Annotated in this window: 27 protein-coding genes; 1 reads left to right on the forward strand and 26 read right to left on the reverse strand. The window is 60.3% G+C overall.

Translation table 11 applies throughout. The features are described from left to right. The first annotated feature begins 13 nt into the window (after window positions 1-13). A complete protein-coding gene (locus ACR0A2_RS19880) occupies window positions 14-796 on the forward strand; it encodes a DeoR/GlpR family DNA-binding transcription regulator (RefSeq protein ID WP_480836845.1) in 783 nt (260 codons plus the stop codon). A 69-nt stretch (window positions 797-865) separates the two neighbouring features. On the opposite strand, the gene ACR0A2_RS19885 is transcribed toward ACR0A2_RS19880, so the two are convergent. From ACR0A2_RS19885 to ACR0A2_RS20010, 26 genes are all read right to left on the reverse strand, one after another. Then, window positions 866-1,123 carry a hypothetical protein gene (locus ACR0A2_RS19885; protein ID WP_152460390.1) on the reverse strand — a complete coding sequence of 86 codons (258 nt, stop codon included), beginning with the start codon at window positions 1,121-1,123 and terminating at the stop codon, window positions 866-868. A 13-nt stretch (window positions 1,124-1,136) separates the two neighbouring features. Next, on the reverse strand, window positions 1,137-1,826 hold the full coding sequence (locus tag ACR0A2_RS19890; RefSeq protein ID WP_152460389.1) for a NapC/NirT family cytochrome c: 690 nt from the start codon (window positions 1,824-1,826) through the stop codon (window positions 1,137-1,139). Window positions 1,827-1,855: 29 nt separating this feature from the next. Further along, window positions 1,856-2,293, reverse strand: coding sequence for a nitrate reductase cytochrome c-type subunit (locus tag ACR0A2_RS19895; protein ID WP_152460388.1), 438 nt, complete (start codon window positions 2,291-2,293; stop codon window positions 1,856-1,858). 12 nt (window positions 2,294-2,305) lie between these two features. After that, on the reverse strand, window positions 2,306-3,223 hold the full coding sequence (napH, locus tag ACR0A2_RS19900; protein ID WP_480618832.1) for a quinol dehydrogenase ferredoxin subunit NapH: 918 nt from the start codon (window positions 3,221-3,223) through the stop codon (window positions 2,306-2,308). Next, complete coding sequence (gene napG / locus ACR0A2_RS19905) at window positions 3,220-4,038, reverse strand: ferredoxin-type protein NapG (protein ID WP_152460386.1); 819 nt, start codon at window positions 4,036-4,038, stop codon at window positions 3,220-3,222. The genes napH and napG overlap by 4 nt, the downstream gene beginning before the upstream one ends. Window positions 4,039-4,065: 27 nt before the next feature. Next, window positions 4,066-6,558: a nitrate reductase catalytic subunit NapA gene (gene napA / locus ACR0A2_RS19910; RefSeq protein ID WP_480836848.1), complete on the reverse strand. Its 2,493-nt coding sequence runs from the start codon at window positions 6,556-6,558 to the stop codon at window positions 4,066-4,068. Next, window positions 6,555-6,848, reverse strand: a complete 294-nt coding sequence (locus ACR0A2_RS19915) for a chaperone NapD (protein WP_152460384.1) — start codon at window positions 6,846-6,848, stop codon at window positions 6,555-6,557. Before ACR0A2_RS19915 ends, napA begins: the two co-directional genes overlap by 4 nt. Further along, a complete protein-coding gene (gene napF, locus ACR0A2_RS19920) occupies window positions 6,845-7,351 on the reverse strand; it encodes a ferredoxin-type protein NapF (protein ID WP_480836850.1) in 507 nt (168 codons plus the stop codon). The genes ACR0A2_RS19915 and napF overlap by 4 nt, the downstream gene beginning before the upstream one ends. A 140-nt stretch (window positions 7,352-7,491) precedes the next feature. Further along, window positions 7,492-8,388 (reverse strand): FAD:protein FMN transferase, encoded by an 897-nt coding sequence (locus tag ACR0A2_RS19925; RefSeq protein ID WP_480836852.1) that lies wholly within the window; start codon window positions 8,386-8,388, stop codon window positions 7,492-7,494. Further along, window positions 8,385-8,900, reverse strand: coding sequence for a nitrous oxide reductase accessory protein NosL (locus ACR0A2_RS19930; RefSeq protein WP_480618836.1), 516 nt, complete (start codon window positions 8,898-8,900; stop codon window positions 8,385-8,387). The genes ACR0A2_RS19925 and ACR0A2_RS19930 overlap by 4 nt, the downstream gene beginning before the upstream one ends. Beyond that, window positions 8,897-9,718 (reverse strand): ABC transporter permease, encoded by an 822-nt coding sequence (locus ACR0A2_RS19935; RefSeq protein ID WP_480836854.1) that lies wholly within the window; start codon window positions 9,716-9,718, stop codon window positions 8,897-8,899. Before ACR0A2_RS19935 ends, ACR0A2_RS19930 begins: the two co-directional genes overlap by 4 nt. Next, window positions 9,715-10,608: an ABC transporter ATP-binding protein gene (locus tag ACR0A2_RS19940; protein WP_171228845.1), complete on the reverse strand. Its 894-nt coding sequence runs from the start codon at window positions 10,606-10,608 to the stop codon at window positions 9,715-9,717. The genes ACR0A2_RS19935 and ACR0A2_RS19940 overlap by 4 nt, the downstream gene beginning before the upstream one ends. After that, on the reverse strand, window positions 10,598-11,854 hold the full coding sequence (locus ACR0A2_RS19945; protein WP_480836856.1) for a nitrous oxide reductase family maturation protein NosD: 1,257 nt from the start codon (window positions 11,852-11,854) through the stop codon (window positions 10,598-10,600). The genes ACR0A2_RS19940 and ACR0A2_RS19945 overlap by 11 nt, the downstream gene beginning before the upstream one ends. A 3-nt stretch (window positions 11,855-11,857) precedes the next feature. Continuing rightward, the gene (nosZ, locus tag ACR0A2_RS19950; RefSeq protein WP_152460377.1) at window positions 11,858-13,765 is read right to left on the reverse strand and encodes a TAT-dependent nitrous-oxide reductase; all 1,908 of its coding nucleotides are present in this window, start codon (window positions 13,763-13,765) and stop codon (window positions 11,858-11,860) included. A 14-nt stretch (window positions 13,766-13,779) separates the two neighbouring features. Then, window positions 13,780-15,903 (reverse strand): 4Fe-4S binding protein, encoded by a 2,124-nt coding sequence (locus ACR0A2_RS19955; protein ID WP_480836914.1) that lies wholly within the window; start codon window positions 15,901-15,903, stop codon window positions 13,780-13,782. A gap of 44 nt (window positions 15,904-15,947) precedes the next feature. Continuing rightward, complete coding sequence (locus ACR0A2_RS19960) at window positions 15,948-16,412, reverse strand: DUF2946 family protein (protein WP_480836858.1); 465 nt, start codon at window positions 16,410-16,412, stop codon at window positions 15,948-15,950. A gap of 89 nt (window positions 16,413-16,501) precedes the next feature. After that, window positions 16,502-16,765: a hypothetical protein gene (locus tag ACR0A2_RS19965; protein ID WP_152460375.1), complete on the reverse strand. Its 264-nt coding sequence runs from the start codon at window positions 16,763-16,765 to the stop codon at window positions 16,502-16,504. Next, window positions 16,722-18,245, reverse strand: a complete 1,524-nt coding sequence (locus tag ACR0A2_RS19970) for a cytochrome D1 domain-containing protein (protein ID WP_480836860.1) — start codon at window positions 18,243-18,245, stop codon at window positions 16,722-16,724. Before ACR0A2_RS19970 ends, ACR0A2_RS19965 begins: the two co-directional genes overlap by 44 nt. A 76-nt stretch (window positions 18,246-18,321) precedes the next feature. Further along, window positions 18,322-19,536 (reverse strand): heme d1 biosynthesis radical SAM protein NirJ, encoded by a 1,215-nt coding sequence (gene nirJ / locus ACR0A2_RS19975; protein WP_480446451.1) that lies wholly within the window; start codon window positions 19,534-19,536, stop codon window positions 18,322-18,324. A gap of 3 nt (window positions 19,537-19,539) precedes the next feature. Further along, a complete protein-coding gene (gene ahbB / locus ACR0A2_RS19980) occupies window positions 19,540-20,022 on the reverse strand; it encodes a siroheme decarboxylase subunit beta (RefSeq protein WP_480446450.1) in 483 nt (160 codons plus the stop codon). Next, on the reverse strand, window positions 20,019-20,468 hold the full coding sequence (locus tag ACR0A2_RS19985; RefSeq protein ID WP_480836863.1) for an Lrp/AsnC family transcriptional regulator: 450 nt from the start codon (window positions 20,466-20,468) through the stop codon (window positions 20,019-20,021). The genes ahbB (ACR0A2_RS19980) and ACR0A2_RS19985 overlap by 4 nt, the downstream gene beginning before the upstream one ends. After that, window positions 20,465-21,454: a siroheme decarboxylase subunit beta gene (gene ahbB / locus ACR0A2_RS19990; RefSeq protein WP_480836865.1), complete on the reverse strand. Its 990-nt coding sequence runs from the start codon at window positions 21,452-21,454 to the stop codon at window positions 20,465-20,467. The genes ACR0A2_RS19985 and ahbB (ACR0A2_RS19990) overlap by 4 nt, the downstream gene beginning before the upstream one ends. 3 nt (window positions 21,455-21,457) lie before the next feature. Then, window positions 21,458-22,603 (reverse strand): cytochrome D1 domain-containing protein, encoded by a 1,146-nt coding sequence (locus tag ACR0A2_RS19995; protein WP_480446447.1) that lies wholly within the window; start codon window positions 22,601-22,603, stop codon window positions 21,458-21,460. Then, window positions 22,600-22,983, reverse strand: a complete 384-nt coding sequence (locus tag ACR0A2_RS20000) for a c-type cytochrome (protein WP_171119357.1) — start codon at window positions 22,981-22,983, stop codon at window positions 22,600-22,602. The genes ACR0A2_RS19995 and ACR0A2_RS20000 overlap by 4 nt, the downstream gene beginning before the upstream one ends. After that, window positions 22,976-23,737, reverse strand: coding sequence for a uroporphyrinogen-III C-methyltransferase (gene cobA / locus ACR0A2_RS20005; RefSeq protein ID WP_480836867.1), 762 nt, complete (start codon window positions 23,735-23,737; stop codon window positions 22,976-22,978). The genes ACR0A2_RS20000 and cobA overlap by 8 nt, the downstream gene beginning before the upstream one ends. A gap of 198 nt (window positions 23,738-23,935) precedes the next feature. Beyond that, window positions 23,936-24,337 carry a cupredoxin domain-containing protein gene (locus ACR0A2_RS20010; protein ID WP_171232084.1) on the reverse strand — a complete coding sequence of 134 codons (402 nt, stop codon included), beginning with the start codon at window positions 24,335-24,337 and terminating at the stop codon, window positions 23,936-23,938. Window positions 24,338-24,342 lie beyond the last annotated feature (5 nt).

Here is a 24,342-nt window from a genome sequence, read left to right on the forward strand (position 1 = left end):
ATCGCGGCGCTTCATGTCGAAATACGAGCAAGACATCCTCAGCACGGTAAACCTGCATGGGCGAATTTCGGTCATGGAATTGGCGCGCATTCTCAACGTGTCGGACCAGACCGTAAGGCGAATCGTGAAGCCGATGGTCGCCAAGGGCAGCCTGTCCAAGGTGCATGGTGCATTGGTCAGCACTCAAAATGTGCTGGATCCTCCGTTTCTGGCCCGCATGGCGCAGAACCGCGCCGCCAAAGTCGCGATAGCCGACGCCGTTGCGGCGCGGATACCGGACGGTTCGGCCATTGCCATTGACACGGGTTCGACCTCGGGCTTCATTGCTCAGGCACTTCGCGCGCGCAAAAACCTCACGGTGGTGACAAACTCGGCCTTCATCGCCGCCACGTTGTCGATGGAAGAGGGCAACAGGGTCTTCATGGCGGGGACGCAGTTGCGCAACCACGACGGTGCCGCTTTCGACCGCGCCGCCTATGACGTCATTGCAGGCTTCTCGGCCCGGACGGCCATTTTGTCGGCGTCACTGGTGCATCCCAGCAAGGGCTTCATGGTTTATGATCAATGCGAAGCTGATATGGCCCGGGCGATGTCTGATATTGCTGACCAGACCTTCATGGCGGTTGATTCCACAAAATTCAACGAGGTCCAGACCAGCCCGGCGTTGCGCCTGCCCGGGTTGACGGAAAAGGATGTGCTCATCACCGATCGCACATTGCCCGCAGCCTACCGGTCCTTGCCCGGAGATGCGGAATTGGTGATCGCCGGCGTGAAATCACATGAAGACAGTCATTGACTTGGTGACGACACTGCCCGGCCCGACGTAACAAGCCGGTTCCACCGAAACCGTGAAACCGGCTGTGTTTCAGGCTGTTGCGCCCTTGATGCGAATGGCAGTGCCGAGGCTTCCTGCACAGACGCCGACCACAATAGCGATGATCAGTTCCAGTGGCTCTACATGCGCAAACCGGAAGCCTGCGAAAACCAGCGTCTCGAATACACCGACTGCGCCGCCCAATGCCGCGCCCAGCCACAGCTTGCGGGTCATCATGCCCAACGCCAGACCGAGTATGCCGGGCAAGCTCAGGACGTTGCCACCGATGGTTCCAAGTAACTCTAACATCTCTGCCCCCACATCAATTCGAGCTGTTGTTCAGGAAATCGCGGATGTCGTCACCCGCGGCGGCGTGCTCCTGCACAACTTCATCTTCCAATGCAGCAGTCACCTTTTCGTATGTTTCCAAATAGTTGGGTGGCAGGCTGTGGGCGATGCCCTGGTGGCAATCGATACAGGTCATACCATTGTCGATGGCGCGTTGGTGTTCCGAGGCAGCGCGGGTTTCCTGAATGGTGAAGTCCATGTAGTCAAAGTTGTGACAGTTGCGGCACTCGCGGCTGTCAGACGCCTTCATTTTCTTCCAGACGGCCGAGGCCATCGCCAGGCGGTGATCCTCGTATTTCTCGGGTGTGCTGATGGTGCCCACCAGTTCATGATAGACGTCCTTCACGGCCATGATCTTGGCTTTGATCTTGTGGTTCCACTCATCCGGAACGTGGCAGTCTGAGCAGATCGCACGCACGCCGGAGTGGTTGTTGTAGTGGATCGTCTCGCGATACTCACCCAGGTTCGTTTCCATCGTGTGACACGAGACGCAGAACTCTTCGGTGTTGGTCAGTTCCAGGGTCCAGTGAAACCCACCCCAGAACAGGATACCGGCCAGAAATCCGGCAAGGATCAGAAAGCCCGAACTGAACATTACCGCCGGCGTCCAGATCGCGTTCCAAAGGCGACCCAGAAAGCCGCGTTTTTCGGGGGAGTCTGCCATGTCGGTGCTCCTTTCAGTCTTGTGTTGGATCAGTTGCCGGTCGAGGGCTGGAACACGTTTTCAACAAGCGGCGGCGCGTCCGCCTGCGGAACGTGACATTGGTTGCAGAAATAACGGGTCCCGGCGACGCGGTCCAATTCGCGGCCTTCGCGATCCAGATAGTGTGTCATTGAAAGGGTCGGTGCGTTACGCTCACCTGCCTTGGACCAGTCATGGCAGGACAGGCACTGATTGGTGCGCACATCAATCTGATATTGCTCGATCGAATGCGGAATCAGCGGTGGCTGCTGGCGATAATTACGTTGCATCCGTCCTTCGACATTTTTGTGAATCTGATCCAAAGGGATCGGCTCGTCTACGTCCGCGCCCCGCAGGGTTTCGACTTGAGCGGACTGGGCAAAGGCCCATCCGCTCAGCAAAACTACGGGTAGAAGGGCAATTCCGCCTGTAACGATTGATCTTTTCATCTTGGCACTCCCCTAGATAGGTCTGGCAGCGCGCGGCTCAGGCGCGGCAACTGGATCGGAAGGTTGAACGACATGGTCGTCGAACCGGTGAGTAAAGTTGAAGACGTCGACTGCGCAGACATCGATGCAGCGTCCGCAGTTTGTGCAGTCAGGTGACAGGATCAGGGGCGAGCTTCCCGGCTTGCCTTTCAGCGCGGGTGAGATCACCTGATTTTCAGGACAGACCGCATAACAATCCATACAGTCATCACAGGCCGTGCGATTGGCGGCACTGACCCGCAGCAGGCTTTTCGACCCGATCAGCCCGTAGAACGCGCCCACGGGGCACAGATGGCCGCACCAGCCATGGCGTGAGACGAATACGTCAAACACGAAGATGGCCGCGATCATGGCCCAGACAAAGCCCATGCCGAATACCAGCCCGCGATGCAGCATGGTGATCGGGTTGACCAGCTCCCAAGCGATCACGCCGCTCAGGCCCGAGACCAGCAGCACGGTCGCCAGAATCCACAGCCGGGTGCCGCGCTTGGGTTGCCAGCCTTTCGGCAGGTCCAGTTTGCGATGCACCCAGTTGGCCGCGTCTGTCACCGGGTTTATGGGGCAGACCCAAGAACAATAGACACGGCCACCAATCAGGGCATAGACCACCAGAACGATCAGTCCACCGATCAGCGCGGTCACTTCGGGCCAATGACCTGCAACGAAGCTTTGCAACAGGATGAACGGATCGGTCAACGGCAGAACGCCCAGCGTCAGTGACCCCGCCAAATTGCCCTCGACAATCCAGATGCCGAACCACGGGCCCAGCAGAAACAGAACCAGAAAGAACAGCTGGCTTGCGCGGCGCATCAGCAAAAAGCGATGCGCCCCGATCCAGCCTTTGTCTTCAACCGCCTCCTGACCGACTGGCATGTGCGTGCGCGTACTCATTGCCCCACCCCCGGCAGATCATATTCAGGGGCAAAACCGCCGGGCGCGGCAAGATTGTCGGTTCCCGGTCCGGGCAAACGATCCGGCAGATCGATGATCCCCTCGACCACCGGCGCGCCTTTGGCGGCCTTTTCCTCCCAACCCTTGCGGTAATGCTCGGCCGAACTGCCGCGGGCCAGCCGTGCCGGCAGAACCTTGATCGCGGCCTCGGGCAGAACACAGCTTTTCTCGCACATGCCACAACCGGTACAGCGTTCGGCATGAACGGTTGGAATGAACAAGGCATGATGACCCGATCGGGTATTATGCGCCGTCTCCAAAGTGATCGCCTCGTCAATGACGGGGCAGACGCGATAGCAGACGTCGCAGCGCAGACCGAGGAAATTCAGGCAGTTTTCCTGATCGACCAGAACGGCAACACCCATCTCGGCATCGTCGATATTCTCCAGCCCAGGGTCCAGCGCCCCTGTTGGACACGCGGCGACACACGGAATGTCGTCGCACATTTCGCAGGGAACATCCCGGGCGGTGAAGAACGGTGTTCCCGTCGCCACCGCATCCGAGCCGAGCTCGGCCAGTTTCAGGGTATCGTACGGGCAGTCCCGCACGCACAAACCGCAACGGATGCAGGCCGACAGGAACTCCTTCTCGGGCAATGCGCCGGGCGGGCGCAAGGCATCGGCGGGCAGGGCGCGGGCGTCGCGGGCCAGATAGGCCAGCAACGATCCGGCGACCACGCAGCCGCCCGCCGCCCGCGCCGAGTCCTGAAGGAACCGGCGCCGCTGCGGCGAAAGGGGTTTATCGACAAGAGACATGGGAACGACCCGTTTGATCCTTGCTGGTTACGCGCGCTCGACCTTGCAGGCGCATTTCTTGAAGTCGGTCTCTTTCGACAGCGGGCAAGTTGCGTCCAGCGTCAGCTTGTTGGTCAGCTGGTGCTCATCGAACCACGGCATAAAGACCAGACCGCGCGGCACCTTGTTCCGACCCCGTGTTTCGACACGGCTGGTAACCTCGCCGCGGCGGGTCGACAGCACAATCTCCTGGCCCCGGCGCAAACCCCGGTCCTTCGCGTCCTGCGGATGCATGTAGACCACGGCAGCGGGATAGGCGCGGTGCAGCTCCGGCACCCGGCGTGTCATCGACCCTGAATGCCAGTGTTCCAGCACGCGACCGGTGCACAGCCACAGATCGAATTCCGCATCCGGCTCTTCTGCGGCAGGTTCATAGGGCGCGAAGATGATCTTGGCCTTGCCATCCTTGTGGCCATAGAATTCCACGCCGGCACCCTCGGACACGTATGGGTCATAGCCTTCGCGGAAACGATAGAGCGTTTCCTTGCCATCCACGACCGGCCAGCGCAGACCGCGGGCCTGGTGGTAGGTTTCGAATGGTGCCAGATCATGCGCATGGCCGCGTCCGAAGTTGGCGTACTCTTCGAACAGACCTTTCTGCACGTAAAAGCCGAAATGTTCGGATTCGTCGTTGTCGAAGCCTTCGGCGGTTTCCGACAGAGGGAACTTGTCGACGCTGCCATTGGCAAACAGAACCTCGTACATGGTCTTGCCGCGATGCTCGGGCATCTTGGCCAGCAACTCTTCGCCCCAGACCTCTTCGACGGTGAAGCGCTTCGAGAACTCCATCACCTGCCAAAGGTCCGATTTGGCCTCGCCCGGGGCCTTTACCTGTTGCCGCCAGAACTGGGTGCGGCGCTCGGCGTTGCCATAGGCGCCTTCCTTCTCGACCCACATGGCGGTGGGCAGGATGAGGTCAGCGGAAACCGCAGTGACCGTCGGGTAGGGGTCTGAAACAGTGATGAAGTTTTCCGGGTTGCGATAGCCGGGATAGCCTTCCTCGTTGATGTTCGGTGCAGCCTGCATGTTGTTGGTGCACTGAACCCAATAAGCGTTCAGGTCGCCATCCTTCAGCTTGCGATGTTGCAGCACGGCGTGGAAACCCGGCTTGTCAGGAATGGTGCCGGCGGGCACGTTCCATGCGGTTTCGCAGATCTCGCGGTGCTTGTCGTTCATCACCACCATGTCGGCGGGCAGGCGGTGCGCAAAGGTGCCTACCTCGCGCGCCGTACCGCAGGCCGACGGCTGACCGGTCAGCGAGAAGGGTGAGTTGCCGGGTTCCGAAATCTTGCCCACCAGCAGGTGCACGTTGTACATCAGCGAGTTCACCCAGGACCCGCGGGTATGTTGGTTGAAGCCCATGGTCCACAGGCTCATCACCTTGCGGTTGGGGTCGGCATATTGCTTGGCCAGACGCTCCAGCTTGTCAGCCGGAACACCGGACAGTTCCGAGGTGTATTCCAGCGTGTATTTCGAAACGGCTTCGGCATATTCCTCGAAGCTGATCGGCTCCAACTTGCCCGAGTTCGGGTTTTCAGCTTCTTGTTGCAGGGGGTTGTTGTCCCGCAGGCCGTAACCGATATCGGTGGCGGTTTTGGTGATGTTGACGTGGTTCTTGACGAACTCTTCGTTCACCGCGCCATTCTGGATGATGTAGTTCGCGATATAGTTCAGGATCGCCAGATCGGTTTGCGGTGCAAAGACCATGCCATTATCGGCCAGCTCGAACGAGCGGTGCTCGAAAGTCGACAGCACATGCACTTCGCAACCCGGCTTCGTCAGGCGGGTGTCGGTCAGGCGCGACCACAGAATCGGGTGCATCTCGGCCATGTTCGATCCCCACAGCACGAAGGTATCGGCGTGCTCAAGGTCGTCATAGCACCCCATCGGCTCATCAATGCCGAAAGTGCGCATGAAACCAACCACGGCCGAGGCCATGCAGTGACGCGCATTGGGATCAATGTTGTTCGACCGGAACCCGGCCTTCATCATCTTGGCGGCGGCATAGCCTTCCCAGACCGTCCACTGCCCCGAACCGAACATCCCCACGCTGGTCGGGCCTTTCTTGGCAAGGGCCTCTTTCCATTTGGCGGCCATCACATCAAAGGCTTCATCCCAGCTGACCGGTTCGAACTCGCCATTCTTGTCATACTGGCCGTTGGTCTTGCGCAAAAGCGGTGTGGTCAGGCGGTCTTTGCCGTACATGATCTTGGACAGGAAATAGCCCTTGATACAGTTCAAGCCCCTGTTCACCGGTGCGTCGGGGTCACCTTGCGTGGCCACCACTCGACCCTCTTTGGTGCCCACCAGAACCGAACAGCCTGTACCGCAGAACCGGCAAGCAGCCTTGTCCCAGCGAATATCGGGCGCGCCGACCTGAGCGTTGGCCTGACCTGCGGCCATGGGAATGCCCGCAGCCGAGGCAGTGGCTGCCGCTGCGGACGCTTTCAGAAATGTACGACGGGATTCAGAGATGGTCATTGCATGGGCCTCCTGCTGGACGGTTGGCTTGGAGCATCAGGACGCGGAGCCGTCTCCGCGAGATCTTCGAAATGGTGATAAGTCAGTGACAGTGAGATCACTCCTGGGATCTGGTGCAGATCCATGATGGTGTCCGAGGCCAGCCTGTCGGCCGTATCCTCGACAACAACTACGAAACGGCCGTCCTCGGCTTCGGCATGAAGCTCGACGCCCTGGGTTTCGGCCATCGCCGCGCGTGCGGCATCGGTGTAATCGGGGGCGATGTGGACCAGACAGCCACAAATATTCATTGGTTCACCTCCGGGTGTAGTGGGGCGGGGCGGTGCATCACGATCGCCCCAGTGGGGCAGGCGGCGGAACAACTTCCGCAGCCGATGCAGGTTTCTGTTTCAAGCGCTGGTTCCGCGCGTCCGCCCAGTTGCAGGCGAAAGCGGATGGCATCCTGTTCGCAATTGTCCTGACACAGGCGGCAGCTTACGCCGTTCGTCGACAGGCAGCTTGTGTCATCGATTCGTGCGCGCCATGGCCATTCGGCAACACGTTCCGACAGCAACGCCGGGGTCGGACAAATGTCAGCGCAGTCACCACACAAGGTGCAACCGCCTGCGGACAGGTCCAGAACGGGGAAACCGGCATCGTCGAATGTGATGATGTCTTCAGGACAAGCCGCGGCGCAGTCTTCGCAACGCGTGCATAGATCGCTGAAGCCAGTTGCAACTGCACCCGGCGGACGGATCGCATCTGGGTCCTCCCGCAGGCCACGCGCGCTTAGAAAAGCGCGTCTGCTGGTCATCTGGCTCATAGCTGGCGACTCGAAATTGGATTGATTAGGTTCGCGTCCTTACTTCCTAGCTGCCTTAAGCAGCGCACGATTTGACCTATATCATACTTTTTTAGATTTTTTTTGTTCGGTCTGAGATTTGTAATTCTTCATCAAACGTTCAATTCGATACGGGCGTCGGGGAAGAACTCCAGGATCTCTTTGGCTCTGCCGGCGGATGCCGCGCAAAGTGCAGTGGACAACCCATCCGCAATGGCCGCTTTCGGGGCAGAAACCGAAACGGTCCTGTCGCGGCTTGAAGGCCCATCCAAGGTAATGATGTGTCCGACTCCCTGGCTGATCTGAGTCGCCAGCGTTGAAGATGTCGCCACTGCCCGATCGTTCAATTCAATCCGCTTCAGAACCGTTTGGTCCGGCGCCGCCAATCCAACTTTCCAGGGCGCACCGTCACCACGCGCACCCAGGGCGGCAACCTCTCCCATATTGACCAGAACATCACGCAGACCATGAGCACGCAGCAGGTCGGCGATCCGGTCGGTGATCGCGCCCTGCGCTATACCGTTCAACGTCAGCGCCGATTTTCCGGGCACCGGAAGGCGAATGGCCGAGGCGTCGAAAACTACTTTTTCCCAGCCTATTGCCGGCTGAACTTCAACCAGATCGCCCGGGCGCGCGCCCGCAGCCAATGCCGCCCACACGGGTTGAATGCTCGGATCAAATGCGCCACCCGATGCCTGATGCAGCGCTGTGCTGAGGCTTAGCACGTCCAACAATTCAGGAGCGGGCGCCGTCAGCAAACCATCGCGATTCAACCGGCTGAGCTGCGATTGCGGGCGATACAGGCTGAAGATATCTTCCAGCCGGGCAATCTCGGTTTCCATGGCGGACATGATGGGTGCGGCCTCAGCGTCCGTCAGGCCCACCAGTCGCAAGCTGGCGGCAGCACCCAGCGCGGTTCCGTGCCAGCGCGCGTCCGAGGCCGCAAGCGGTGTGGCCGCAGCACAGGCGGCTGAGATGATCAGAAATCGGCGGCGCGACAAAGCGGTCATACGGGGGTCTCCAACGACAGTTCAAGATCGACAGGGCCAAGCACTTCGGTATCCGGGATGTCCGGCAGGCTCAGTGCCGTTCCGCCGTAAATCTCAATGAATGCCTGGGCATCGGCAGGATCGGCAAAAGGCACCACTTCGCGCGCACCCATGCCACCTGCCACATTGGCGCCGACGACAAAGGTCGCGCCATCCGCGGCGATCCAGTTCGAGATACCCGGCTGCCGCCAGCTTGGCGCAATACCCATGTCGCTGACATAGATGGCTGTGATGTCGGCATCACGTTCAGGGCTTTTGAGGTATGCCACCATGTCGCGCACCTGCGCAAAGAACAGCGGTGCGGGATATCCTTTCAGATGGATCTGCCCCTTGGGGCCGCCATGTTCGGCGATGTTCATCTGGCAGAAATAGCTCAGCGCGTCCGGGGTCAGATCCACCGGATCGGGGGCCTCGGCCAGGTCCTCCTTGCAGGCCGCCAACGCGATCAAGGCAATCAGGACGAGGGGTTTCATGGCTCGACCCTCCGGAATGCCAGCCGCGCCAGGGCAAAGCCCAGCACCGGCCAGATCAGCAGCGATGCAGGCGCGGCCCAGATGGGCAAGGCCTGTGCCGCCCCGGTCATGCCGGAGGCCATGGCCACGCCTTCCGTCGCGGCGATGTTCCACAGACGGAATGCGTCGGCCGGGTTGGCCACCATCACCCATGGAAAGACGGATTGGGTAAAGGTGCCGCCCTTGTCCATGACGACGGCCCCCAACAGGCCCAGATCATAGAGAACAACAAAAACCAGCCAGAGCCCGGCCGACAGACCCGCCGCCGCCGTAGCCCCCTTAGCCAAGGCAGACAGCAGGTATCCCAGCGCCAGAAACACGGCGCCCAGAAGGATGGATGTGAGGATGAGACGGACCAACGCCATCAGGCTTTCCGGTCCGGCACCGCCAAAGAAGGCCGCCACCGCGCCGGCGGTACCGAAACCGACCGTCATGGCAAAGGCCAGCGCTGCAAGATGTGCGGTGAACTTGCCCAACAGGATTTCTCCGCGCCCCGCAGGGTAGGACAACAGCAGCGACAGGCTGCCCCGGTCCACGTCTCCGGCGATGGCGTCGAACGAGATCATCAGCGCCAGAAGGGGCGCGAGGTAAACCGAAAGCGTGGTCATCGACGCAACCGAAACGGTCAGCATGTCAACGCCCAGCGTTCCGGTTGGCGCACTGCCCGCAAAGGTCAGCGCCAGTGCGAACAGCACCATGATCAGCGTCGCCACCAGCAGCCAGCGATTGCGGCGAAGGATCAGCATTTCGGTACGGGTAATGGCGAAGAAGCGGGTCATGGCCTCTCCTCCTGTGCATAATAGCGATAGAGGTCTTCCAGCTTGGGCGGGGTCATTTCCACATCCGCCACGGCATCGCCCAATCCGGCGATCCGGCGCAGGGCTTCCATCTTGTCGGCGGGGGAACACAGCAGCTCGACCGAAGCGCCGTTGATCCGGTTGCCGCCAAGTTCGGCGGCCAGCACGTCGGCGTTGGCGCTTGCACGTACTTTCAGACGGATCGGCAGGCCTGCAAGGGCCGACAGGTTGTTGAGCGTGTCATCCGCGACCATCCGGCCCTTGCGCATGATGGCGATGCGGTCGGTGCGGGCCTCGACCTCGGTCAAGGCATGGCTGGCGATCAGCACGGCGGTGCCCTGCGCGGCCAGCTCGTCGATGATGGCATAGAGATCCTGGCGCGAGATCGGGTCCAACCCACTGGTGGGTTCATCCAGCAAAGCCACTTTCGGCTGTCCCAGCAGAACCTGTGCCAGGCCCAGACGTTGCCGCATGCCTTTGGAATAGGTGCCGATCCGGCGGTCCAGGGCATCGCTCAGACCTACGCGCTCCAGCAGACCGGCCACATCCGCCCTGGTGCCGGACAGTTTCGCAAACAGGGTCAGTTGCTCGCGCCCGGTCAGGGCCGGGTGGAAGGATACCGCCTCGGGCAGATAGGCCGTTTCCCGCCGCGCCTGGGCGCTGCCGGGGGTGGCGTCTCCGATCCGGATGGCTCCGCCTTGGATCGGCGTCAGGCCAAGGATGGATTTGATCAGGGTCGACTTGCCAGCGCCGTTATGGCCCAGCAGCGCAACACGCTGACCGGGGGCAAGTGACAGGGTGATATCATCAAGAACGCAGGTCTTGCCTCGGTCCTTGCTGACATGGTCAATAATCAGGGCCTTATCCGTCATGAGGCACCTTTTCCATAGCTGGGGGTTCAAGGGGTTGCATCAATGGATTGCTGTCCATCACGCCACCGGGCAACAGTGCCGGAAAGGCGGATTGCGACCAGCGCACCAGCTGCACGGCAGGAGAGCCGAGCAGCAGCTTGGCTGCGGGTTGGGTCCACAGCACATGGTCCATCGAGTCATTGGGGCGATAGGGGGCATCGGCGATGCCGTTGCCATCCACATCATAGGCGGCAAAATCGGACCAGTAGTTGCCGCGCCCGTCTTCGGACCACTCGACCCATTTGGTCGAGACGTATTTCACCTGTGTCCGGTTCCCGATGAAGGAATTGCCAACGATGCGGTTGCGTTCGCTGCCGGCGGTGAAGTGGATGCCGATGCCGCATCCCTGGAACCAGTTGTCGGTGAATTCGTTCTTGTTGGAGTTATAAAGGAAGGTGCACTTTTCCTTGGCACCGATCACCACGTTACCGGTGATCTGACTCTTGTTGGCATAGTTCAGCATCACGCCATGTTCACGGTCACCGATCGAGACGTTGTCTGCGACCTTCACATTGGTCGTGAACATCACCGCATAGCCCAGATCGTTGCCGATCGAGACATTGTCGCTGACCACCGAATTATCGGCATACATGTAATGCACGGCAAAGCGCAGATCGCGGAACAAGTTGCCGGTAAAGGTATTCTTCTTGGACGAGTTCACAAAGATCCCGTCACGGCCATAGCGGATATCGTTGTCTTCAACCCGCGCGCCTGGCGCGTTCCAGACATAGACACCATTGCCGCGGTCATTCATCCGCTGGTCCTGACGTCCTTCGATCCGGTTGCCACGCACGATGCTGTCCTTGGCACCATGAATGTCGATGCCGTAAAGATTGCCCAGCAGCACATTGTCTTCGACCACCGGCGCGCGGGCCGTCTTGGTCAGCTGGATGCCACTGTCGATCCCGTCATGGCTTGAACCCGAGCCGATCACTGTCAGGCCGCGCAGGGTCACGCCCGGGCCGGTTACGGTGATGACGCTGCCGGTGCCTTGCCCGTCAATGGTGGCCTGTCCCAGCCCGTCGATCGTGACGGGCCGGTCCAGAATCAGATGTTCTGCATAAACACCGGGGCTCAGGCGGAGGGTATCTCCGTCCGCCGCCTGAGCCAGTATTTCATTGATGGCCGCCGCCCGGTTGGGCACATCCCAATCCGCCGCCCAAAGAGGCGAGCCGAGCAGGAGCGGTATGAGCAGGGGCCAGCGCATGGGTCAGGCTCCTTGCGGTTCGACCAGCATCCGGCCGCGCATTTCCATGTGCAGCGCATGGCAGAACCACTGGCAATAGAACCAGTGCACGCCCGGACGGTCGGCGGTGAAGGTGACCGAAGCGGTTGCCATCGGTGCGACTTCCATCGCGATGCCGTAGTTGCCGAGGCAGAAGCCGTGGGTCACGTCGTCCACGTCATCGAGGTTGGTGATGTAAACCGTGACCTCGTCGCCCTGTTTGACGGTGAACTTCTCAAGGCTGAAGGTCGGCGCCTGCGAGGTCATGTAGACCCGCACCTTGTTGCCGTCCCGGATCGGTTCTTCCGCGCCTTCTTCCAGATCGATGCCATCGGCTTCGGCCTGTTTGCGGGCGTCTTCCCAGGTAACATCGTTGCGATCCCAGACGTTGACCGGGTTCACGATGTCGCTGCGAACGATGATCGAGTCGTGCGGCTCGGCAAAGGTCGGGCCGTCATGCACCACTTTCATCTCATCCGACGAAATGTCGATCAGCTGTTCGTTCTCGGGTTTCAGAGGACCAACGTTCAGGAACCGGTCTTTCGAGAACTTGTTCATCGAAATCAGCCACTTGCCATCGGCTTCCTTGGTTTCACCCATGGAGGTGGAGTTGTGACCCGGCTGATAGTGCACGTCGACCTTCGAGATGATCGGGTCCACGTCCTCGCCATTGTAGGCGCGGATGGCCTTGTCGATGTTCCACTTCACGATCTGGCTGTCCAGGAACAGCGTGGTGAAGGCGTTGCCCTGACCGTCATAGGCGGTGTGAAGCGGGCCAAGGCCCAGCTGCGGCTCACCCACGATGCACGAGCGCGGGTCGGCATCGCTTTCGAACAGGGCGTCCAGCTTGGTGACGTCCATGATCGAGACGGTCGGCGACAGCTTGCCGTTGATGCAGACGTGCTTGCCGTCTGGCGCGGTGTTGATGCCGTGCGGAGAGTTCGGGATCGGGATGTAACGGGTGTATTTCTTGTTCTGACCCTTGCGCCCGTCCAGAACCTTTACGCCTTTCAGCTCCTGATAATCGCCGGCTTCGATGCCTTTTTCGATCTCGGCGATGTTGAAGACGACGACGTGGTCCAGCTCGTTCTCGGTCATCTCGGCCAGGTTCATGCCCATTTCTGAGTTGTACGAGGTCGAGAAGGCGTATTTGCCCTGATAGTCGCAGTCGGTGTTGTCGAGGTTGCCCGACACGATCACCTGCCACGCCACTTCCATGGTGTCGCCGTCCAGCGCGGTGAAGATGTTCACGTATTGCGACGGATCGTCCAGCACGCTTCCATCGTTGACCAGCGGTGTTTCATCTTCACCATTGGCAAAGACATAGCCGGTGCGCGGGAATTTCTGCGGACGCAGGCCGTGGATCGCCTTGGCGTTCGGGATCTCGGTGATCTTGTCGCATTTCATCACGTCACAGCGCACACGCGCGACGCGGGTGTTGGCCTTGTCGTTCATGAACAGATAACGGCCGTCATAGGTGCCGTCGGTGAACGACATGTGCGGGTGGTGAAGGTCGCCGTTGTCATAGGTCTTCATGCCACGCTTGGCGAGAAACTCCTTGGTTTCAGGCAGCAACCCTTCGGTCATGATCTTCAGTGACTCGTTGGTCTGACCCCAGCCCGTGGCCGAGCAGCGGTTGAACACGGGCACCCGCATCAGCTCGCGCATGGACGGAAAGCCCAGAATGCGCAGCTCGCCGGTCTGACCCGAGGACCAGAAACCGTAATACTCGTCCAGTTCGCCCGGTTCGAGATTGGCATTGGCCGCGGCGCTCGCCTGCTTCGCGGTCATCAGGGTCGAGCCCAGACCGGTCCCGGCCAGCACGGCACCGGTTGCTGTTGCACCCAGCATCCCACGGCGTGTGACTGTTAGTTTGTTGTCATGTTCCGACATGTTCGTTCCTCCTTTTAGGAAACGGATTGCGGTTTGGCGTTCGGATGGTTCGCCGGTGGTTGTCCGAGTGGGGTCTTCATCTGGACCGACCCTGTCTTGGCCCGCCGTTTCAGCTGGCGGATAACGACGGGACATTTGTCCTCGGACTGGTAGAGCACCTGACAATGCAGGCAGGTGACGCACTCGTTCGGATTGATCTCACCGGTGGGGTGGATCGCCTGAACGGGGCATTCATTGGCGCAGGTCTGACAGGGCGTGCCGCAATCCTTGTAGCGGCGCAGCCAGTCGAACATGCGAATACGGGCAGGGATCGCCAGTGCTCCGCCCAGCGGGCAGAGATAGCGGCAATAGAACCGTTCGATGAACAGCCCGATCCCCAGCAGGGCCAGCGCAAAGACCACGAAAGGCCAGTCGCGCATGAATTTCAGAATGATCGCCGTTTTGAACGGCTCGACCTCGGCATATTTCTCGGCCAACGGGATCGAGATGAAGCTGAGCCCGAAAAGACCCAGAAAGATCATGTATTTCGCGGGCCACAGGCGTTCGTTCAGACCCCAGGGCAGCGTCCATTGCGGCACTTTCAGCGCGCGCGCGATCTTGTTGGTCAATTCCTGCAACGCGCCGAAGGGGCACAGCCATCCGCAATAGGCCCCGCGACCCCAGAACAACAGTGCGGCGGCAACGGCGAACCATTGGATGAACACCAGCGGGTCCAGCAGGAACGCATCCCACGAGAATCCTGTGCGCAGGCTGCCCGCCAGTGCCATCAGGTTCACCACGCTCAGCTGCGCGTTGGCGTACCAGCCGATGAAAAACAGGGTCATTGTCAGGTAGCCGATGCGGAACCAGTAGAAGACCCGCGCATTCATCGTCGCGTGGAACTGGAAGAAGAACGTCGCGGTCAGGACCAGCAGCATGACGCCAAGAACGGCGATTTCGACGGTGCGATCCTTCCAGATGCGCTGCCACAGGGCAGCCTTGGCGGCGGCTTCGCCGGTCGCATCGTCGACAACCTTTGGGGCTGCAACCGGCAGCAGGTAACGGTCTGGCAGTTTGTAGCCCAGATCGAATGTCAGAAAGGTTTTCTCAACGGCACCCACAGCGCGCTGTACCAGCAGTTGCAGGCGGAACGGCTCGGTCGGGTCGAACTCGGCATCGGCGGGGATCTTGAAGATGTCCAGCTCTGTGAAACTGGGCGCATCCGGGGCTGCAACCTTGCCAAGGCGTACTTGCTGTTTGTCGAAGAACCGGACCGAATTGTCGCCTTGGATCAACTGGATCCGATCGAAAATCCCGCCGCGCACATAGCCTGACCCCTTGAAGCTGTAGGCACCGCGCCCCAGCACCAGAATGGCCTGTTCGCCCTCGTCCAACCAGTTCACGAGGTTCTGGTACTCGGCGTCGCCCAGCAGTGACTTGCCGATCGACGGAACCGAGACAAGCGCCATATGCATGTCGATGAAAGTGTCATCCGGTTCGCCCGGTTCCGGGCGCTTGATCGCGCGCTGGTCTCCGGTGGCCTCGAAGGCGGCATTGACCTGCCCGACATCCAGCGTCAGCCGACGGATCGAGCCGTCACCCGAAAGGGTCGACCAGTCATAGACCGCATTCTGCGCCATATCGACTTCGCGCTTTGGCCCGTCGGCCTGCAACGGCGACAGGCCGCCCAGACCCAATGCGCGCGCCACCTTGATACCGCCTCGCACAAGGCTGTCGTCGATCACCATGATCGTGACCGTCGCGCCCGAGATGATGTCGAGGTCGTGCCCCTCACCCCCAGTTTCGGCTTCAACCTTCAGGTCAAGGCCCGCATAGCCTTCGGTCAATTCAACCATGCGGGAATTGGGGATGCCGATCAGCACGATGGGTTCCGAGTGCTTGACCAGTTGCACTCCGGTCAACACGGCATCGTTGTCGATGGCGGCAACGACGTGGATCGGTTTGCCGGAATAGCCCGTCGTGCCAACAAAATCCGAGGTCAGGAATGCCCAGGCAACGGTCTCGCCGCCCTTCAGGACGGGGGCGACCTTCACGTCATCGCGCACCGGGCCAAAGGCATCGGCGCCGGGGGCCAGATCGGCAGGGTCGATGTCGGGCAGGAAACTGGCCAGGCTGTCGGCATGGGCGCTGGTCGCCATCAGGCAGGACAGAGTGAAAGCCAGCAGGAAATGGATTGCGCGACTTACGACCACGGCGCACCTCCGATTGCTAGGGTGGACGCCACGGACGCGCGCAGGGCGCGTTCAAATTCTTCTTGGGTCGCGAACGGGGGCCCTCGGGTTTCGGGCCACAGTCGCCTTGAGTTGTACAAAATGCACAGATTCCCGATTGCAGCGGGTACTATCCGTACATTTTCGGATTGCATCAGCAGCGGCAGATCCGGCAGCGGGGCTGCCGTTGTCACCGCGCACAGCGCGCAATCGGCGCATTTCGGGCAAGGCGCGGTCGGGTCATCAGTGCCTTCCTCAAGGTCCACTTCAACCCAGACCGCCCCTGCCTCCGAGCAGATCTCGATCCACATGCTGTCCCCGGGACTCGCCAGCACCGGGCCAAGCATCTGCAAAAGCAACAGGAAAATACCCACCAAACCGCACACCGCGCGGGACACGCGATCAAACAGGCTATGCGGGGGGCGGACGGTAGGCATTGAGAATCCAGCTCGGCGTTCTTTTCAAAAACTTAGGGGATTCTTCCAGGCGAAGACTTGACTTAGGTCAGGTGTCTGAAAATTTGCACCTACCCGTCGGCCTCGTCCATCAATCCGCGCAGCCACCGACCGGCCAGCCATGCCGCAGGAATGCCCAGCGGAATCGACCAGAGGATCGCCGGCACCGGTTCAATTGCGCCGAACCCGACGCTGTGCAGGATAAGCCCGAGCAAAAACAGGTTGATGGCCACGGTCAACGCCGTGGCCGGATACAGCAGAATGGCCAGTTTCCAAACTGGCCATTTCCCCTCAGTGGCTGGTTCCTTCCGAGAAGGTAATCTTGTTCCAGACATTGTATTTCCCCGAAGGTTTGCGCATCGGCAGGCGGCGGGTTTCTTCCAGCGTCTGCGCGTCATAGACGATCACCGCGCCGTCATCTTCCCAGATCGAAACCAGTGCGTGGCTGCCATCTCTGGTGAACTCGACATGGGCCACGGTCTTGCCCGGCGCAGGGCGCAGTGTTTTCACGATTTCAAGGCTTTGCTTGTCGATGACGTGCATCGCGTCCTTGTTGGGGCCAAAGAAAACGTCTGCCCAGACATAAGGCGAATTCTCATGGCTGCGCATGAAAAACCCAGGGCCTTCGGTCTTGATCCGTTTGACGGTTTCCCAGCTTTCCATGTCGATCACCGACACGGCGCCATCTGTCAGGTGCGGCGTGGCCATCACGGTCGTATCGCCGTGTTTCCATGTGATCCCCGAGCCCAGATGCGGCATTCCGGGCAAATCCAGATCGGCCACCTTGTACCCGATCACCAGATCAATCACTTGCCCGCCCTTGCCATCGCGGGACGCCCCCATGACATATTCATAACTCTGGTCGAAAAAGAAATCGTCCAGATAGTCAGCTGTGGTGATCTTGCGCACAGGGAAAGGATCAGGGTTCTTGAACTGGCCTTCGATACGGAAATCATGACCAAGCCCGGATTGCGGGGGATTGGCGCCGTAGAACACTTCCCAAATCTCGGGCACATCCTTCAGCGCCAGAACAAAGCTCTCGCGCGGCGGGGCCTGATAGACGGCAGAGACGCGGCTCGGCAGGCCCTTCTTGCTTTTGACCTCGATGACCTTTGCGACGGAAAGGTCTTCGGTGGACAATACCGTCAGGCTGTTGGGCAGGTAATTCGCCACGGCTACCCATTTGCCATCGCCCGACATTGCAATATTGCGGCTGTTCAGCCCGGCACGCACACGGCCCACCTGTTTCAGCGCCCAGATGTCGTACTTCTGGACCCACCCGTCGCGCGACATGATGAAGACATACCGCCCATCCGGGCTGAACTTGGGGCCGCCATGCACGGCGAAGGGGGTTTCGAACCGGTCCAGAACCTCGAACGTGTCGCCGTCCAGAACGCTGACATGGTGATCGCCGGTTTCCACCACCAAGGTGATGTTCATCGGGTCGCTGTCCCAGACGGGCGCATCCACCGGTACATAGTCCTCGTCCAGCGTCCGGCTGGCCAGTATCTGGGCCTCGTCCCATTCGGGGTCGGATTCCAACGGCGATTTCAACCAACCGGCCAGCTCTTCGATTTGCAGGGCATCCAGCTCGTGCGAGAAGGCCGGCATCTGTGTCGCCGCGCGCCCTTCCGCGATTACCGCGGCAACCCGGGGACCCCGCATGCGTTTGAGCGTTTCAGGGATCAGCGCGGGGCCAACACCGCCCAGACGGTTCTCGCCATGGCATGAGGCGCAATGCTCCGCATAGTCCGAAGGCGCGTCGGCCCAGGCGACACCCGCACCCAGGATCGAGCATAATGCCCCAATCTTCATCTTTTCAAAAATACTCCCGCCGGAGGTTCCCGCACGCGCCACAGGCGCAGCGGTTGAAAACCTCGCACTTACGGTGTCAAAAGAACTGATGCGCCGGATCATGGCTTTTCCCCCGAAACGGTGTGACCTGAAGGCGTTCCCCTGCATCATCCACACCGATTTCCTGGTTGGACAGGTAACAGGCTGGATCCTCGGCCCAGGGATCACCGGTCAATTGCAGGGCGCGGATGCGGGTATTGCCGCCGCACACGTCTTTGAGTTCGCAGGCTCCGCAACGCCCCTTCAGCGGGCGTGGGCGGGTGCGTAGCATGGCAAGCATCGGATCATCGCTGGTCCAGAGTTCGGAAAACGATTTGGTCTTTACGTTGCCCACCGTGTAGTCAGACCAGTAAGTGTCCGGATGGACCCGGCCGAGATTGTCGATATTGGCAACACCCAAACCACTTGAGTTTCCACCCCACGCGGCCAGGTGCGCACGCACATGTGCAGCCTTGTCGGCGTCGAAATGCGTGCGAATCCAGTTCAGGAAATATCCGGCATCAGCGTCATTGTTCCCGGTCACGATATCCAGCGGACGACCGCCCGATGCGGCTTCCCAGGCGCGTTCCAGCAACAGATCCAGGCCTTTGCGCGTGCGCTGATGCGCGGCATCTTCGCCCCGGTTCTTGTCGCCGCGCCCCGCATAGACAAGATGCGACAGGTAGAACTTGTCGACACCTTCATCATCACAAAGGCTCAGCAAGTCAGGCAAGTGATGTTGCGTGCCTTCGGTCAGGCAGAACCGCAGACCAACCTTGATGCCGCGCTTTTTACACTCTCGCACACCGCGCAGGGCGTCCGCAAAAGCGCCCTCGACGCCACGAAACCAGTCATTCGTCGCTCCGATCCCGTCCAGCGAGATGCCGACATAGTTGAAGCCCACATCCGCTATCATATCGGCGGTTTCGTCATGGATCCGGGTCCCGTTGGTCGACAAGGCCAGCATTGGCACCAGATCACGGGCGCGTTTTGCAATGTCGAAGAAATCGAACCGATCCAACGGTTCCCCACCCGAGAGGATCAGGGCCGGGACGCGAAACTGGCCCAGATCCTCAAGGGTTACCATGGCTTGCTCATGGCTGAGCTCACCCGGGAACGCGACATCCGCCGAGACGGTGTAGCAATGGCGGCACTTCAGGTTGCAGCGCCGCGTCAGATTCCAGATCACAACCGGCTTTACCGGGCCGGGGCGCCGTTTGCGCACCGGAGTCGGCTTGACCAGCTGATGCATGTATTCGGTCAGGCGGAACATGTTTCAGCCTTTCTGTTTCAGGCGCAGTCCGGTCTTTTTCAGGATGCGCGTGGAATAAAGGATGTCGCTGCCGCGGCAGGCCGATCCCAGAATCGCGGCGATCTGGCCGCGTTTGTCTTCGACCTCGTCGGGCGTGCTGCCATGAACCATGGCGAACAGGTTGTAGGGCCAGTCGGGCAGGGCACGGGGCCGTTCATAACAATGGGTGACGAAGGGCAGTGCCCCGATATGAGCGCCCAGTTCGGTGATCAGGTCATCCTGCACGTTCCAGACGGTCATGCCGTTCGACGTCATGCCCAGCTTGTAATGATTGGGGGCTGCGGCGATCCGTCGGATCACCCCGCGCGCCTTCAGCGCGGCCAGCCGGTCCAGCAGGGTGGCCTCGGTCAGGCCCAGATCGGCAGCGACCCGCGCATAGGGCGCGGCCACCAAGGGCAGTCCCCCCTGAAGCGACTCGATGATTTGTCTGTCTGTTGCGTCGATCATGCCGCCACCCGGAAGCCGATGAAAAATTCCTGAAGTTTGGGGAAACGGAGAACACTGATCCCCGTTTCCCGTTCGATGGCATCGGCGGTGGCCTCGATCCCCTCGGGTGTTTCGGTGGCCAGCACGAACCACATGTTCAGCCGGTGCGTGCGTTCATAGTTATGTGCCACCTCGGGATGTGCATTGACTTTGGTCAGGACGGTTTCGAATTCTTCGTCTGGAACGGCCATTGCGCAAAGGCAGAAAGCCCCACCCATGGCCGCAGCGTCGAAAAACGGACCGAAGCGCGTGATGACGCGGTCATCTTTCATACGTCTCAGACGCGACAGCAATTCCGCCTCGGACAGGCCAAGCTCTGCGGCGACGGTTGCGTAAGGGTGCGAAGTAAGCGGCAGATCCTCTTGCATACGATTCAGGATCGCGCGATCCGTTTGGTCCAGCGTCATGCGGCGACCTCCTTTGCTTGAATCAGCGCGCCGGTCTGTTTGAAACAGCGGGTTGAGAACAGGACCTTGTTCCGTGCTCCGGCCAATTCGGGCAATGCAATCGCACCGGCCAGAACATCCAAAGCTTCTTTGCGTGTGCGGGCGTGGATCATGGAATACAGGCGATATGGCCAGACATCGGGAACCGGATTCCGCTCATAGCACAGGGTCACTCCCGGGAAGGCTGCCAAGGCTGGCCCAGCGGTTTCAATCTGTTCTGCCGGCAGGTCCCAGACCACCATCGCATTGGCCGACCAGCCAAGCGCCCGGTGACGCACAATGACGCCGAGCCGCGAGATTATTCCGGCGGCATGCAGGGCTTCGATCCGCTCCATCACGTCGGTGACATCCCGTTTCAGCGAACGAGCCAGAGCGGCATAGGGTTCTGACACCAAAGACAGCCCGGAACTCAGAGACTGTAGCAGGCAACGATCGCCCTCGCGCATGACGGATGCATCGACCTTTCGTGCCGAGGGCACGTTTTTGGCTCCGCCAGTCATGCGAAAACCAAGATCCACGTTGAAAGGGCGCACCAGCCGCAGGTCCAGCACCTGCAATCCGGTGGATCGACTGATCCGCGCAAGGGTATCGTTGACATGCGCGCGGTCCGGCCCGGTCGCGACAAACCACAGGTTCCACGCGTCTTCGCGTTGATAATTGTGATTCACGCCGGGTTCGGCATCGATCAGGGCGGCGACCTCCTCCAACCGATCTTCCGGAGCCGCCACGGAAGCCAGGGTGCTGGCCGTCACCGCGCCGGGCGTGATGGTGGCGCCAACCCGTGTAATGCGGCCTGTGGCGCGCATCCGGGACAAGCGATGAATGACTTCGGCTTCGTCCAGCCCGAGTGCGTTACCCAGCATCTGGAACGGTCTATCGGTGATCGGGAAGTCGCGCTGAAATTCGTCCAGCAGGCGGCGGTCGATCGGGTCCGTGATATGTCGCATCGGTTACAGCCCCGTTCTGTGCGCACGGGCGGTGAAGAAGATGCCGGACGGGCTGTCCGCGTCGATCTCGCGCAGTTTTTCAAAACTGTGCGTGTCGTAGACCATGACCTTGTTGGCATCGCGCACGCTGATCCAGACTTCATGCCCGCGTGGCGTGAACTCCATGTGCAAGACTGCGGGGCCGGGCTTGAATTCGTGGATGATCTGTTTGCTGACACTGTCGATCACCTGAATGGTGTCATTCAGCGGGTGGGCGAAATTCACCCAGACCTGCCGCCCATCGGGACGGGCCATGGCAAAGACCGGTTGCCCGTGGGTTTTGGTCTGTCCCGTTTCGGTCAGAGTGTCGGCGTCGATCCACAGAACCTCGTGATGGCCGACAGCGGGCAAAACGAACTCGCGGCCCGTCAGCGCCCAGCCTTCCAGATGAGGCATCTTGTAGACCGGCATTTCTTCCTGACCACGCCCGTAATCGGGTAGAACCCGGATCGGTTCGGGGGTTTCGGCCCACAGATCCAGCGCGGTCAGGCCGTCCTCGCCAAACAGACCGGTGATATAGGTGCGGCCATTGGCAGTGATCAGCGCGTCATAGGGGTTCTTGCCCATGTCCGGGATCTTGGTGATCTCTGGTGCGCCTTTTGCGAAATCGGCAATCCAGGTTTCCCCAGTGTCCCACATCGTGAAAACGAACCGCCGACCGGGCGCATCGACCAGGCCGATGGTTTTGCTGTCGGTCGGGATGTCCGCGATCATCTCAAGCGTGTCCGCATCGAATACGCGCACGCCACCGGGTTCGTAATTCGACACCGCCACAAGCTTGCCGTCGTCCGAAATCGCCCCGCCGATGGCGTTGCCGGCCTGCACGACGCGGTTCACGATCTGGCGGGTCACGATGTCGATCTTGGTCAGCCCGCCGTCGCGGCCAAACACATAGGCATACCGTTCATCAGGCGAATAGACCAAAGACGCATGCGACAGATCACCCAATCCCTCGATCCGGGCCAGAGCTGCACGGTCGGATTGATCCACCAGCAGAACCGAGCCCTTGGCGCGTTCGATGACCAGACCAAGGTCGCCTGTCGCGGTCGGTTCAGCCTGCGCTGTGGTCATCATCAATGTGGCTGCAAGGCCAAGAATGAAGTGTTTCATTGTGCCTCCTGTTCCAGCAGGTAACGGGCGATCCATTCGGCCTCTTCTTCACTGATCAGGGGCCGCCACGGGGGCATCGCGGTGTCGGGGATGCCGTCAAGGATGACGCTGGTCAAAACATCCGCGTCGTAGTGTTCAAGTGTCTCACTGCGCAGATCGGGGCCAAGGCCGCCCTTCAGGGACAGGCCGTGACAGGAACCGCAATCCTGATGCACAAGTCTTTTCAGGGTATCGGGATCGATGACATCCGCCGCGAAAGCAGAGGTCGCGGCCAGAACCGCAATGGTCAGACAGGTTCGCGCCGCCCACCCCGAGCGACCCGGCGATCTGTCGGTGCATGTTGGGACAATCCCCTGATCTCGTCTTCCCAGCTTAGCCATGGGCCTGTTCCGGAAGCTCGGCTACAGGCCGTTCGGCATAAAGCGAAACCACCTTGCCAATGATAAACAGCGTCGGCGCCTTCAGGTCGGCTGCACGCACATCCGTGGCCAACTGGTCAAGTCGTGACACAAGACGACGCTCATCAGGTGTCGTGGCCTTGCCCACCGCCAGAACTGGTGTCGAGCCTGGCAGGTTCTCGGTCATCAACCCCATGGCGATCTGACCGATATTGGCGACGCCCATATAGACCACCAGTGTCGAGTCCGGATCGGCAAGACGTTTCCAGTCCAGATCCAGCACTTTGTCGGCCTGCCGATGTCCGGTGACATATTGAACCGAGGTCGCCAGCCCGCGATGGGTCAGCGGCACACCCGTCGAACAAGACGCCCCCTGGGCCGCCGTGATGCCCGGTGCGTATTCGACAGCGACACCGCGGGCCATCAGATAGGCGGCCTCTTCCGAGCCGCGACCAAAGATCATGGGGTCGCCGCCTTTCAGCCGGGCGACCGTGTGACCTGCGCTGGCTTCCTCAAGCAGTATTTCGTTGATGCGGTCCTGCGGAACGGTGTGGCATTTGGGGGCCTTGCCGACAGGGATCAGCCTGGCGCCTTCCGCGTGCAAGTTCAGAATGTCGGCGGACACCAGCCGGTCATAAACCACGACATCCGCTTCTTGCAGCATCCGCAGTGCGCGCAGGGTCATCAGCTCGGGGTCGCCGGGGCCTGCGCCAATCAGAAAAACCTTACCGCTCATGTGCAAACTCGCTTGGTCTGAAAGTCTTCGAGACCCGGTATTCCACGCAGATCCGCTGCGTTTGCAAGACGTTGCTGGGTGAGCCGGGCGTGTCATGGGGGAAGATTGGCCCAATTGAAAACCAACCTCCTTGACATAAGTTAAGGAGCGCGGGATTTGCGCCCGCGCTCCTTCATCTTGCCTGTATTGTGCCTTGTTTCAGGGTTCGACGGTGATCATTCCGATCATGTTCTGTGTCTCCCAATGCGGGCCGCACAGATAGTCCTGTGGGCCGGGCGTGAGTAAGGTCAGTTCAACAGATTCCTCGGGGAACAGGCGATCACTTTCAGGTTGGCTGCCATCCTTCAACAGAACGGAATGGCTGGTGCGTTTGTCGACATTCACCCATCGGACAGTTGTGCCTGCCTTCACGGTCAATTCGGATGGGCAAAAATTGTATTTGTACATCAGCACCACTTCGGCGTCTTCGACGGCCGACGAAGGCTGACCGAACAACTCGACATAGCGCTCTTCGGCCTCGGCGCAGATTTCGGCGGTTTCGTCCGCCCAGGCGGGCGCGGCCAGAAGCAGCAGCGCGGGAAGAAGGCGTTGGGGTTTCATGGTCC

It is taken from the genome of Ruegeria sp. H8, assembly GCF_056532905.1.

What these genes read in the sequence shown, in the direction of transcription:
- ACR0A2_RS19880 (WP_480836845.1), top strand. Translation starts at nt 14, where the DNA reads ATGTCGAAATACGAGCAAGACATCCTCAGCACGGTAAACCTGCATGGG.
- ACR0A2_RS19885 (WP_152460390.1), bottom strand. Translation starts at nt 1,123, where the DNA reads ATGTTAGAGTTACTTGGAACCATCGGTGGCAACGTCCTGAGCTTGCCC.
- ACR0A2_RS19890 (WP_152460389.1), bottom strand. Translation starts at nt 1,826, where the DNA reads ATGGCAGACTCCCCCGAAAAACGCGGCTTTCTGGGTCGCCTTTGGAAC.
- ACR0A2_RS19895 (WP_152460388.1), bottom strand. Translation starts at nt 2,293, where the DNA reads ATGAAAAGATCAATCGTTACAGGCGGAATTGCCCTTCTACCCGTAGTT.
- napH (WP_480618832.1), bottom strand. Translation starts at nt 3,223, where the DNA reads ATGAGTACGCGCACGCACATGCCAGTCGGTCAGGAGGCGGTTGAAGAC.
- napG (WP_152460386.1), bottom strand. Translation starts at nt 4,038, where the DNA reads ATGTCTCTTGTCGATAAACCCCTTTCGCCGCAGCGGCGCCGGTTCCTT.
- napA (WP_480836848.1), bottom strand. Translation starts at nt 6,558, where the DNA reads ATGACCATCTCTGAATCCCGTCGTACATTTCTGAAAGCGTCCGCAGCG.
- ACR0A2_RS19915 (WP_152460384.1), bottom strand. Translation starts at nt 6,848, where the DNA reads ATGAATATTTGTGGCTGTCTGGTCCACATCGCCCCCGATTACACCGAT.
- napF (WP_480836850.1), bottom strand. Translation starts at nt 7,351, where the DNA reads ATGACCAGCAGACGCGCTTTTCTAAGCGCGCGTGGCCTGCGGGAGGAC.
- ACR0A2_RS19925 (WP_480836852.1), bottom strand. Translation starts at nt 8,388, where the DNA reads ATGACCGCTTTGTCGCGCCGCCGATTTCTGATCATCTCAGCCGCCTGT.
- ACR0A2_RS19930 (WP_480618836.1), bottom strand. Translation starts at nt 8,900, where the DNA reads ATGAAACCCCTCGTCCTGATTGCCTTGATCGCGTTGGCGGCCTGCAAG.
- ACR0A2_RS19935 (WP_480836854.1), bottom strand. Translation starts at nt 9,718, where the DNA reads ATGACCCGCTTCTTCGCCATTACCCGTACCGAAATGCTGATCCTTCGC.
- ACR0A2_RS19940 (WP_171228845.1), bottom strand. Translation starts at nt 10,608, where the DNA reads ATGACGGATAAGGCCCTGATTATTGACCATGTCAGCAAGGACCGAGGC.
- ACR0A2_RS19945 (WP_480836856.1), bottom strand. Translation starts at nt 11,854, where the DNA reads ATGCGCTGGCCCCTGCTCATACCGCTCCTGCTCGGCTCGCCTCTTTGG.
- nosZ (WP_152460377.1), bottom strand. Translation starts at nt 13,765, where the DNA reads ATGTCGGAACATGACAACAAACTAACAGTCACACGCCGTGGGATGCTG.
- ACR0A2_RS19955 (WP_480836914.1), bottom strand. Translation starts at nt 15,903, where the DNA reads ATGGCGACCAGCGCCCATGCCGACAGCCTGGCCAGTTTCCTGCCCGAC.
- ACR0A2_RS19960 (WP_480836858.1), bottom strand. Translation starts at nt 16,412, where the DNA reads ATGCCTACCGTCCGCCCCCCGCATAGCCTGTTTGATCGCGTGTCCCGC.
- ACR0A2_RS19965 (WP_152460375.1), bottom strand. Translation starts at nt 16,765, where the DNA reads ATGTCTGGAACAAGATTACCTTCTCGGAAGGAACCAGCCACTGAGGGG.
- ACR0A2_RS19970 (WP_480836860.1), bottom strand. Translation starts at nt 18,245, where the DNA reads ATGAAGATTGGGGCATTATGCTCGATCCTGGGTGCGGGTGTCGCCTGG.
- nirJ (WP_480446451.1), bottom strand. Translation starts at nt 19,536, where the DNA reads ATGTTCCGCCTGACCGAATACATGCATCAGCTGGTCAAGCCGACTCCG.
- ahbB (WP_480446450.1), bottom strand. Translation starts at nt 20,022, where the DNA reads ATGATCGACGCAACAGACAGACAAATCATCGAGTCGCTTCAGGGGGGA.
- ACR0A2_RS19985 (WP_480836863.1), bottom strand. Translation starts at nt 20,468, where the DNA reads ATGACGCTGGACCAAACGGATCGCGCGATCCTGAATCGTATGCAAGAG.
- ahbB (WP_480836865.1), bottom strand. Translation starts at nt 21,454, where the DNA reads ATGCGACATATCACGGACCCGATCGACCGCCGCCTGCTGGACGAATTT.
- ACR0A2_RS19995 (WP_480446447.1), bottom strand. Translation starts at nt 22,603, where the DNA reads ATGAAACACTTCATTCTTGGCCTTGCAGCCACATTGATGATGACCACA.
- ACR0A2_RS20000 (WP_171119357.1), bottom strand. Translation starts at nt 22,983, where the DNA reads ATGGCTAAGCTGGGAAGACGAGATCAGGGGATTGTCCCAACATGCACC.
- cobA (WP_480836867.1), bottom strand. Translation starts at nt 23,737, where the DNA reads ATGAGCGGTAAGGTTTTTCTGATTGGCGCAGGCCCCGGCGACCCCGAG.
- ACR0A2_RS20010 (WP_171232084.1), bottom strand. Translation starts at nt 24,337, where the DNA reads ATGAAACCCCAACGCCTTCTTCCCGCGCTGCTGCTTCTGGCCGCGCCC.